11 protein-coding genes are annotated in these 9325 nt (G+C 74.1%); 5 read left to right on the forward strand and 6 right to left on the reverse strand.

The window, feature by feature from the left end; all coding sequences use genetic code 11:
• Positions 1-385: 385 nt before the first annotated feature.
• Both ABZW32_RS37480 and ABZW32_RS37485 read left to right on the forward strand, forming a co-directional pair.
• Complete coding sequence (locus tag ABZW32_RS37480) at positions 386-1651, forward strand: serine hydrolase domain-containing protein (protein ID WP_356225044.1); 1266 nt, start codon at positions 386-388, stop codon at positions 1649-1651.
• Between the two features lie 125 nt (positions 1652-1776).
• Positions 1777-2130 (forward strand): VOC family protein, encoded by a 354-nt coding sequence (locus ABZW32_RS37485; protein ID WP_356225046.1) that lies wholly within the window; start codon positions 1777-1779, stop codon positions 2128-2130.
• A gap of 229 nt (positions 2131-2359) precedes the next feature.
• On the opposite strand, the gene ABZW32_RS37490 is transcribed toward ABZW32_RS37485, so the two are convergent.
• The 3 genes from ABZW32_RS37490 to ABZW32_RS37500 form a co-directional block, all read right to left on the reverse strand.
• Positions 2360-3238: a trypsin-like peptidase domain-containing protein gene (locus ABZW32_RS37490; RefSeq protein WP_356225048.1), complete on the reverse strand. Its 879-nt coding sequence runs from the start codon at positions 3236-3238 to the stop codon at positions 2360-2362.
• A gap of 79 nt (positions 3239-3317) precedes the next feature.
• Positions 3318-3842, reverse strand: a complete 525-nt coding sequence (locus ABZW32_RS37495) for a GNAT family N-acetyltransferase (RefSeq protein ID WP_356225050.1) — start codon at positions 3840-3842, stop codon at positions 3318-3320.
• 52 nt (positions 3843-3894) lie between these two features.
• The gene (locus tag ABZW32_RS37500; RefSeq protein WP_356225052.1) at positions 3895-4812 is read right to left on the reverse strand and encodes an MBL fold metallo-hydrolase; all 918 of its coding nucleotides are present in this window, start codon (positions 4810-4812) and stop codon (positions 3895-3897) included.
• 103 nt (positions 4813-4915) lie between these two features.
• On the opposite strand from ABZW32_RS37500, the gene ABZW32_RS37505 reads away from it, so the two are divergent.
• The gene (locus ABZW32_RS37505; RefSeq protein WP_356225053.1) at positions 4916-5860 is read left to right on the forward strand and encodes an AraC family transcriptional regulator; all 945 of its coding nucleotides are present in this window, start codon (positions 4916-4918) and stop codon (positions 5858-5860) included.
• 111 nt (positions 5861-5971) lie between these two features.
• Positions 5972-6769 carry a 3-hydroxybutyrate dehydrogenase gene (locus tag ABZW32_RS37510; protein WP_356225055.1) on the forward strand — a complete coding sequence of 266 codons (798 nt, stop codon included), beginning with the start codon at positions 5972-5974 and terminating at the stop codon, positions 6767-6769.
• A gap of 52 nt (positions 6770-6821) precedes the next feature.
• Here ABZW32_RS37510 and ABZW32_RS37515 read toward each other — a convergent pair whose 3' ends face one another.
• A complete protein-coding gene (locus tag ABZW32_RS37515) occupies positions 6822-7676 on the reverse strand; it encodes an SDR family oxidoreductase (RefSeq protein WP_356225057.1) in 855 nt (284 codons plus the stop codon).
• A 122-nt stretch (positions 7677-7798) separates the two neighbouring features.
• Here ABZW32_RS37515 and ABZW32_RS37520 point away from each other — a divergent pair, with 122 nt between their 5' ends.
• Positions 7799-8251 carry a MarR family transcriptional regulator gene (locus ABZW32_RS37520; RefSeq protein WP_356225059.1) on the forward strand — a complete coding sequence of 151 codons (453 nt, stop codon included), beginning with the start codon at positions 7799-7801 and terminating at the stop codon, positions 8249-8251.
• Positions 8252-8290: 39 nt separating this feature from the next.
• On the opposite strand, the gene ABZW32_RS37525 is transcribed toward ABZW32_RS37520, so the two are convergent.
• Positions 8291-8917 (reverse strand): response regulator transcription factor, encoded by a 627-nt coding sequence (locus ABZW32_RS37525; protein WP_356225061.1) that lies wholly within the window; start codon positions 8915-8917, stop codon positions 8291-8293.
• A partial coding sequence (locus tag ABZW32_RS37530; RefSeq protein ID WP_356225063.1) for an ATP-binding protein occupies positions 8914-9325 on the reverse strand: 412 nt, incomplete at its 5' end. The genes ABZW32_RS37525 and ABZW32_RS37530, both read right to left, overlap by 4 nt.

A 9325-nucleotide genomic window follows, 5' to 3' on the forward strand; every position in this document is an offset into this window, starting at 1 on the left:
GGCGGGTGCCGGGGCAGGGTTCCCGTACGCCCGTCTCCGCGGCTCGCGTGCCGGCTCCCCGGGCTCCGGCCCCGGTCGGACCGGTCACGTGTCCGGCGTCGGCGGCGCGGCGGGCCGGTCGCGCCCGGGGAACTCTGCCCCCGCCACTGCCCTTTCGGGCAGCCCTCGCCAAATGGCGGTGCCGAAGGCCTCTTTGACGGGCGTGACGGATCCCGGGCGGGTCGTCGAGAACGCCCCGTCCCGGAGTCCGGTGCCGGGGCTCCGATGACGTTCCGTAGGATCTGGATCAACCCGGCCGTCAACTGTGCTGCTCGGCAACCCAGTCGGCGGCCGTGGGGTACCCCGACCAGTACCCGACCGATCGAGGATCAACGTGCACCTCCCCATGAACCGACGTCTGGCCGTCAGCGCCGCCCTCCTGGCCGTCGTGGCCGGTGTGGCGCCGGCCACCGCCGCCCAGGCCGCTCCGGCCGTTTCCGCCGAGGCGGCCCAGAACGCCGGGACCGCCCTGCCGGCGCCCGATCTGGAGGCCCTGCAGGCCGCGTTGCAGAACACCCTGGCCGCGGGGGCGCCCGGGGCGATGGCCCGGATCAGTGGTGTGGACGGGGTCCAGACCAAGACGGCGGGCGTCCGCGACAAGGTCAGCGGCGCCGCCATGGACACCGACGCCCGCTTCCGGATCGGCAGCGTCACCAAGACCTTCTCGTCCGTCGTCCTGCTCCAGCTGGTGGCGGAGAAGAAGATCGAGCTGGACCAGCCGGTCAACCACTACCTGCCGGGGCTGCTGCCGGACGACCGGATCACGGTCCGTCACCTGATGACCCACCGCAGCGGGCTGTCCGACTACACGAACGCCATGTTCAACAACACCGTGCCCGGCTTCGAGGCCGTGCGCAACAAGGTGTTCAGCTACCAGGAGCTGGTGCAGCTCTCGCTGAACGAGCCCCGCACGGGGGAGCCGGGCGCCGCGTACAGCTACTCGAACACCAACTTCGTCGTCGTCGGCATGCTCATCGAGAAGGCGACCGGGAACCCGGTCGTCAAGGAGTACGACCGTCGCATCATCAAGCCCCTGAAGCTCCGCAACACCTCCTACGTGCACCCGGACACGAAGATCAAGGGCCTGCACGCCAACGGCTACCTGCACCCGGACGAGGCCGGTGCGCCGCTGGTCGACTCCACCGAGCAGACGGTGTCCTGGGCCCAGTCCGCCGGGGCGATGATCTCCAGCGCGGCCGACCTCAACACCTTCACCTCGGCCCTGGTGACGGGCAGGCTGCTCCCGCCGCAGATGCTGGACCAGATGCTCACCATGACCCCGACCGACGCGACCAACACGCGCTTCTACGGGCTGGGCCTGCGCCGGTACGACCTGTCCTGCGGCACCTCCGTCTACGGCCACACGGGCACCGTGCAGGGCTTCTACACGTACGCCTTCTCCACCCGTGACGGCAAGCGCAGCCTGGCCGCGATGGCGAACACCTCGAACCGGGGTTCGGCGAACACCGCGCTCGGCGGCACCCTCGAAGCGGCCTTCTGCGGCAAGAAGCCGGTGAAGGCGAACGCGCGCGGCTTCGCGGCCACCGCCCCGGCCAACGCCACGGCCCCGGCCCCGGCCGACGTGGACCTGCCGGAGCGCAACGCCCGCTGATCCGCGAGCGCCCGTGCCACCGTGCCGCCCGTGCCGTCCCCCGGACGGCGCGGGCGGTACGGGTGCGGCGGCGCCCGGTGGTGTGGTGCCGGACCGCCCGATCGCCGGACTGGCAGGATGGCGGCATGGAACGTGTGCTTGGAATCGGTGGACACTTCATGCGGGCCGCCGACCCGGTGGCCCTGGGCGCGTGGTACCGCGAACGCCTGGGTCTGGACGCCGACGAGAACGGCCTGTGGAGTCAGAGCGCCGGTCCGACGGTGTTCGCGACCTTCGAGTCCGGGACCGACTACTTCGGTTCCCCCACCCAGCAGACCATGCTCAACTTCCGGGTCCGCGACCTGGACGCGATGCTCGCGCAACTGCGCGCAGCGGGCGCGGACGTGGCCGAGGAGACGCAGGAGATGGAGGGTGTCGGCCGGTTCGGCTGGGTCACCGACCCGGAGGGCAACCGGATCGAGCTGTGGCAGCCCGCCTGACCCGGACGGTCCCGCCATCGGGTTCCACGAGGCCTTCCCCGGGCGCGTGTCCGGCCGCGGGGGCCGGTACGACCCGGGCCGACGAGGCGGCGTCGAGGGCGTCCAGCCGCAGCGCGCTGTAGCGCCGTCGTACGACGGACAGGCCCGCGACCGCCGTTCCGAGGGCGAGCCATCCGGCGGGTCCGGCCGTCATCACGGCGCCCGTGGCGGGCGGCGGCCCAACCGCGGCCTAACCGTGCCCGGACTGCTGGTAGAGGTGTTGTGCGAAGGCGCCGAGTGCTGTTCCGTAGCTCGCTTCCGCGTCACCGCTGATGTTCACCGCGACGACGCTGCCCTCGGCGGGGTCGCCCGAAAGGTAAGGGCCGCCGCTCGACCCCGTCCCCATCAGGCAGGGGATGCGCAACAGGGCCGTTCCGGCCGCCCGGGTGGTGACGCCCGAGCAGTACAGGACCCGGTTCGTGTACGGGTAGCCGAAGAAGTGCGCTTCCGCGCCCGGTTCCGCGGTGAAGGAGATCGGCTGGGCACCGGAGAACTCCGAGATGTTCCGCCCGTCGGGGCCCGCGTTCATCTCCAGCATGGCGACGTCCCGTCCGTACTTCTGCCAGTCCTCGGCCATCCGTACACGGCGCACCGTGAAGCCGCCGGCCGGCCCCTCTCCGTCCTGGTACCCCGGAACGAAGTAGAGGTCCTCGTCCCAGGTGGCCTCGCCCGCCGGAGCGCCTTCGGACGGTGTCCTGACGCAGTGCGCGGCGGTGATCACGGTGCGGAGGCCGACGACGGTTGCCGTGCAGGCGCCGGAGCTGCCATCCGCGCCCGAGGCGTACAACCGGCCGACCGTACGGTCTATCGAGCCGCCGCCCCTCCACGCGGGCTGGACCAGGTCGTCCTTGGCGTCCGTGCGGGCCACGGCCGCGATGCCGCCGCCGGTCCAGCGGGCCTCGGCCGCGCGGCGGCCCTCCTCGCCGGTGGCCTCGTCGTGGACCACGATGCGCGTGTCGGCGGGAGGCGGGCCGTCGCGTTCCGCCGTCGCCGCCGGGACGCAGCCCGTGGCCCCCCACAGGGTGAGGACAGCCCCGGCTGCCGCTCCCCGTGCACGTGTCTTCCCCATGCCCCTGATGTCCCTTGTTCCGGTTCTCGTGCCCGCCCCGGGCACGTGGAGGTACCGACGCGTGGTGCCGTCGCCGCCCTCAGAGGGTGATCCAGTACCGCCGCTTGGGGCCGACGAGGGTGTCGCGGACGTCCTCCAGGAGGCCCCCGCCCCGCTCGATGGTGCGCACGGAGGCGTCGTTCCCGGGGTCGCAGGTCAGCAGGACCCGGTCCATCCCCAGGACGCGCGCCTCGTGGAGGACCTCGCGCAGTGCCCAGCCCGCGAGCCCGCGCCCGCGGGCGGAGGGGCGGACGCTGTAGCCGATGTGGCCCCCGGCGTCGAGGAGGAAGCCGTTGAGGTAGTGGCGCAGGTCGATGGCGCCGAGGTAGGTGTCGCCGTCGGCGATCCACCAGTACGTCGCGTGGACGCGGCCCTGCTCGACCGGCGCCGTGCGGTCCCCGTAGCCGTGCAGCCGCCGGGTCCAGGCGGCGAAGCCTTCCGGGCTGTCCACGTCGTCCTCGCGGCCCAGGCCGGCGCCGTCCATGTGGGCGTCCGGCCCCCACTCCTCCTGGGCGCGGAGCCAGGAGGCCCGGAGACGGGTGGTGGGGGCGATCAGCTCGGGCATGCCCTGGACGGTAACAGTCGGATGATCCGACTGTTCAATCCGGCCGACGGGATCAGCGTCCCGGACCGTAGGCGGCCCACCGAGTGAGGGCGAAGCCCTCGCCCTCCGCGCGGACCTCCACGGCCCCCGGCCCGCCGAAGTGCGCGGGGACGACCAGTTCCCGTTCGGCGGCGGCGCGGGCGAGGATCCGGCGGCGGGTGGCGGCCGCCTGCGCCGGGTCCATGCAGAAGCAGCTGTTGTGGGAGGGGTCGAGGATCTGGACCGGGCTGTGCAGGAGGTCACCGACGAAGACCGCCCGCTCGCCACCGGAGTCCAGGCGCAGCACCGAGGAGCCGGGGGTGTGGCCGGGGGCGGCTTCGAGGGTGAGGTGCCCGTCGATGCGGTGGGAGCCCTCCCAGAGGACGGCCTGGCCGGCCCGGTGGACGGGCGCGACGCTGTCCTCGTAGATCAGCCGGTCGTCCTCCCGGACCCCGCCGCCGTAGCCGCCCCGCGGGCCGAAGTGGAAGTCGTCGGCGGCCGGCACGAGGTACCGGGCGTTGGGGAAGGTGGGCACCCACTCCCCCGCCTCGTCCCGGGTGTTCCAGCCGACGTGGTCGCCGTGGACGTGGGTGTTGACGACCACGTCGACCTCCTCGGGACTGACCCCGGCACGGTCGAGGGCGCCGAGGAAGTCCCCCTGCCACTGGTGGAAGCGCGGTGAGGTGGGCCGCTCGCGGCCGTTGCCCACCCCGGTGTCGATCAGGACCGTACGGCCGCCGCTGCGCAGGACCCAGCTCTGCAGGGCCATCACGGCGAGGTCCTCCTCCGGCTGCCAGTGGTCGGGCGCCAGCCAGTCCTCGTTCTCCTTCCACATCCGCTCCCCGGCCGTGGGCACGAGCCCGAGCGAGGGGACGAAGGGCCCCTGCCACTCGACGACCCGGATGACCTCGACGTCCCCGAACACCATGCTCTGCTTGCTCTCGTTCTCCATGGACCCGACTCTACGGAGGGCCGGTTGAGTGGCTCAATGCCCCCTCGGCTCATGGGGATACGCGTGCGTCTCACGTCTTGACGCCTGTGGGTAGCCTGGACGGATGGACGTGGTGAGCGACGCTATCTCGGCCGTACGCATCGGGCGGCCCTCCTCCGACCGGGTGCGGATCGGCGGCAGGTGGTGCGCGCGCTTCGCACCCTACGAGGGTGCCGGGTTCCACGTGGTGCTCCAGGGCGGCTGCTGGCTGCTGCCCGACGACGGTGCGCCGGTCGCCCTCGGCGCGGGTGACGCGGTGCTGCTGCCGCACGGCGCGGGGCACGTGATCGCCGACGGGCCCGCCGACGCGGAGGCCGTGGCGCGGGCGGTGCCCTTCGAGGAGGCCGTGGCGCGCAGGCGGGGGCGGGAGCCGCTATCCGGAGCCGGGGACGGGCCGGGGGACGGGCCGGGGGCGGTGGAGATGCTGTGCGGCAAGTACCGGCTCGACCGGAGCCTCACGCACCCGCTGATGGCCGAACTCCCCCAGGTCGTCCACCTGCCGAACCGGGTCGGCAGCCACCCGGAACTCCGGTCCGCCATCGACCTGTTGGGGCGGGAGATGGACGAGCGGCAGCCCGGCGCGTGCATCGCGGTGCCCAGCCTGCTCGACCTGCTCCTCGTCTACATGATCCGCTCCTGGATGGTCGCCGAGGGCACCCCGGGGACCTGGCCGGCCGTCCTGGGCGACCCGGTCACGGCCGCCGCGCTGCGGGCGCTGCACTCGGACCCGGCCGCCGCGTGGACCACCGAGCGGCTGGCCGCCGAGGCGGGGGTGTCGCGCCCCACCCTGGCCAGGCGGTTCACCTCCCTGGTCGGCCGCCCGCCGATGGCCTACCTCACCTGGTGGCGGCTGAACCTCGCCGCGACCCTGCTCAGGGACTCCGACGACCCCCTGGCCACCGTCGCGCGCCGCGTCGGCTACGCCACCCCGTACGCCCTCTCGCACGCCTTCAACCGCGAGTTCGGCACCACGCCCGGCCGCTACCGCACCCTGGCGGGCCCGCCCTGAGCACGGGCCGCCGCCCGGCGGGAGCGGTGGCCGTGGGCACCACAGCCGGGGGCGCGAGTGTGGGGGCGGGCCACATCGGAACGGGGCGCCCGGGGCCCTAGCGTGCCGTGCATGACTAGCGGATTCACCACCGCACTCGGTGGAACGGCGGGCGGGGGCGCGGGAGCGGACCTCGCGGGGCGCGTGGCGATGGTGACCGGCGGGGGCGGGGGCATCGGGCGGGCCTGCGCGGTGGCGCTGGCCGCCGCGGGGGCCCTCGTACACGTCGTGGACGTCGACGGGCGGGCCGCCGCGGCGGTGGCGGAACAGGTCGGGGGGCGGGCCCACACGGCCGACCTGGCCGACCCCGCCGCCGTCGAGGGGCTGCCCTCGGCGGTCGACGTCCTCGTCAACAACGCGGGGCTCCAACACCTCTCGCCCATAGAGGAGTTCCCGCCGGAGCGGTTCGAGACGCTGCAACGGGTGATGGTCACCGCCCCGTTCCTGTTGCTGCGCCGGACCCTGCCGCACATGTACGGGCGCGGCTGGGGACGGGTGGTCAACATCTCCAGCGTGCACGGGCTGCGGGCCAGCCCCTTCAAGTCCGGCTACGTGACCGCCAAGCACGCCCTGGAGGGGCTCAGCAAGGTCACCGCCCTCGAAGGGGCCGCGCGGGGGGTGACCAGCAACTGCGTGAACCCGGGGTACGTGCGCACACCGCTGGTGGAGCGGCAGATCGCCGCACAGGCCGAGGTCCACGGCATCCCGCCGGAGCGGGTCGTCGGGGAGGTGCTGCTGCGCGGGTCGGCGATCAAGCGGCTGATCGAACCGGAGGAGGTGGCGTCGGTCGCCCTGTGGCTCTGCGGCCCGCACACCGCCCACGTCACCGGCTCGTCCTTCCCCATGGACGGCGGCTGGACCGCCGCGTGAGGCGCGGCGCGGGCGGGCGCGCGGGGGGACCGGCGCCGGCCTCGCGCCGGTGTCAGCGGACCCAGCCGCCGGTCAGCTCCTGGACGGCGGACCCGTCCGCGTCGGCCAGCTTCGGGGCCACGAACGCGCGGGCCCAGTCCGAGGTCTGCACCCGGAACGGGGGCCGGTCGGCGGTCAGGGCGTCCACGATCGGGCGGGCGGCCTCGGCCGGGGTCTGGGCCCCGGCGAAGGACTGCGTCGTGCGCGCGACGTACGCCTGGAGGGCGTCGCCGTACGGGCCGGCCGCGGCCACCATCGCCGGTACGTCCACGCCGATGCTGGCCACGAACTCGCTGGCCACCGCGCCGGGCTCGACGACGGTGACGTCGACGCCGACCGTGGCCGCGACCGGGGCGAGGGACTCCATGAACCCCTCGACGGCGAACTTGGCGGCGCAGTAGGCCTCGTTGAAGGGCTGACCGATGACACCGCCGACGCTGGTGACCGTGATCACGCGGCCCCGGGAGGCGCGCAGGTGCGGCAGGGCCGCGCGGGTGACCTGGACGACGCCGAAGAAGTTGACCTCCATCGTGGCGCGGACGTCCTCGACCGTGCCCTGCTCGATCGTGCCGACCCGGCCGGCGCCCGCGTTGTTGACGACCGCGTCGAGGCGGCCGTACCGCGCGAGCACCTCCTCCAGGCAGGCGTCGATGGAGGCGGCGTCGACCACGTCCAGGCGCATGACGTCGACGAGGTCCTCGACCCCGGCCGCCGCGGCCGCGGCGCGCAGCGGTGCGTCCTTGGCGGTGTCGCGCATGGTGGCGACGACCTGCCATCCGGCCTCGGCGGCGGCGACCGCGGCGGCCAGGCCGATGCCCGAGGAGGTGCCGGTGACGAGGACGGTACGGGGGGCGTGCTGCGTGGTCATGGGGTGCTCCGGGGGTGGGGCGGGGACGGCGCCGAGGGACGGGCCGGTGCGCACAGGTTTATGTGCGTGCACACACACCATAGAGATATGTGCGCGCACACGCAAACGGGTAGGCTCTCCCCATGGCTCGCACCGACCTCACCCTGGGTGAACTGACCCCTCGCGATCATGCCTTCTACGGTCTGATCTGGGCGGGCACCACGCTCTCGGCCCGCATCGACCAGGCCCTGTCCCGGGCCCACGAGCTGCCGCTCTCCTGGTTCGAGGTGATGCTCTGGCTGAGCGCGCAGCGCGAACCGGTCGCCGCCTCCGCCCTGGGCTCCAAGACGCTCCTCAGCCGGAGCCAGGTCTCCCGGGTGGTCGACCAGCTCCAGGCACGGGGCCTGGTGGAGCGCCTCCCCTCCCCCACGGACGCCCGTTCCGTCTCCGTGGCCCTCACCCCCGCCGGGCGCACGGCCTTCGCCGAGGCCGACGCCACCCGTCGCGAGGCGCTGCGGGAGGTCTTCGACGAACGGCTCGACGACGAGGACATCCGGGCCCTGGAAACGGTCTGGGCGAAGCTCAAGGCCAAGTGAGCGGCGGGCGGACCCGGTGAGCCGTCGGCCGCGGGGGCCTCAGCCGTCGAGGCCGTCCTCGCGCACCCGGCGGGCCAGGTCCGTCTTGGTGTACGTCGGCCGGCCCGCGCGCCGGTACTTCTCCTTGACCTGGTCGAGGTAGTACTTCGCGGTGTTCGGGCTGATCCGGGCGCGCCGGGCGGTCGCCTTCAGGGTCAGCCCCGAGGCGTAGTCCAGGAGCACCTGGCGCTCCCGGGGCGCCAGCCTCGGCCGGTCCGGGCGGGTGTCGTGCGCCCAGGCGAAGGCCAGCTCGGGCGAGTGGGCCGTGCCGCCCCCGGCCACCGTCTCGACGGCCGCGACCAGGGTGTCCAGGTCGTGGTCCTTGGTCAGGTAGCCGTCCGCGCCCGCCGCCACCACCGCCACGATCCGGGCCCGGTCGGCCACCGTACTGATCACCAGGACCCGGCTGCCCGCCGCACGCAGCCTGCGGACGTTGTCCTCGGGCGCGGAGGAGTCCCGCAGCACCAGGTCGAGGAGGACCACGTCGGCCGCGCGTCCCGGCCCGGCGAGCAGCGCGTCCACGGTCGCCACCGCCGCCAGCAGCCGCAGCCGGGCGCCCGAGGCCAGCCAGGAGCGCAGTCCGTCCAGCATCATCCGGTCGTCGTCGACGACCGCCACCGTGATCACGCCGGCCAGCGCAGCTCGACCCGGGTGCCCTCACCGCGGGCGCTTTCCACCCCGGCGAGTCCGCCGACCGCGGCCATGCGGGCGTGCACCGAACGGCGCAGCCCGGTCCCGCCGCTCCCGCCCGCCGCGGCCGGGTCGAACCCGGCACCGCGGTCCACGACCGTGACCGTGAGGTTGCCGTCCCCGTCGCCGACGGCGGTCAGGAAGGCCTCTCCCGTCCCGGCGTGGCTGCGTACGTTGTTCAGCGCCTCGCAGACGGCCGCCTCCAGGGCGGCGGCCACCTCGCGGGGGACGGCGGGCAGTGCGTGGTACTGGGCGGCGACCCTCAGTCCCAGGCACTCCGCGGAGCGTACGGCCGCCTCCAGGGCGGCGCCGACGGCCGTGACCGCCGCCGCCCCGGGGACGGCG

The organism is Streptomyces sp. NPDC004667 (assembly GCF_040609475.1).
GTDB lineage: Bacteria > Actinomycetota > Actinomycetes > Streptomycetales > Streptomycetaceae > Streptomyces.

Coding starts and splice junctions, on each gene's coding strand:
- ABZW32_RS37480 (WP_356225044.1), top strand. CDS start 386: ATGAACCGACGTCTGGCCGTCAGCGCCGCCCTCCTGGCCGTCGTGGCC.
- ABZW32_RS37490 (WP_356225048.1), bottom strand. CDS start 3,238: ATGGGGAAGACACGTGCACGGGGAGCGGCAGCCGGGGCTGTCCTCACC.
- ABZW32_RS37510 (WP_356225055.1), top strand. CDS start 5,972: ATGACTAGCGGATTCACCACCGCACTCGGTGGAACGGCGGGCGGGGGC.
- ABZW32_RS37505 (WP_356225053.1), top strand. CDS start 4,916: ATGGACGTGGTGAGCGACGCTATCTCGGCCGTACGCATCGGGCGGCCC.
- ABZW32_RS37495 (WP_356225050.1), bottom strand. CDS start 3,842: ATGCCCGAGCTGATCGCCCCCACCACCCGTCTCCGGGCCTCCTGGCTC.
- ABZW32_RS37515 (WP_356225057.1), bottom strand. CDS start 7,676: ATGACCACGCAGCACGCCCCCCGTACCGTCCTCGTCACCGGCACCTCC.
- ABZW32_RS37485 (WP_356225046.1), top strand. CDS start 1,777: ATGGAACGTGTGCTTGGAATCGGTGGACACTTCATGCGGGCCGCCGAC.
- ABZW32_RS37500 (WP_356225052.1), bottom strand. CDS start 4,812: ATGGAGAACGAGAGCAAGCAGAGCATGGTGTTCGGGGACGTCGAGGTC.
- ABZW32_RS37520 (WP_356225059.1), top strand. CDS start 7,799: ATGGCTCGCACCGACCTCACCCTGGGTGAACTGACCCCTCGCGATCAT.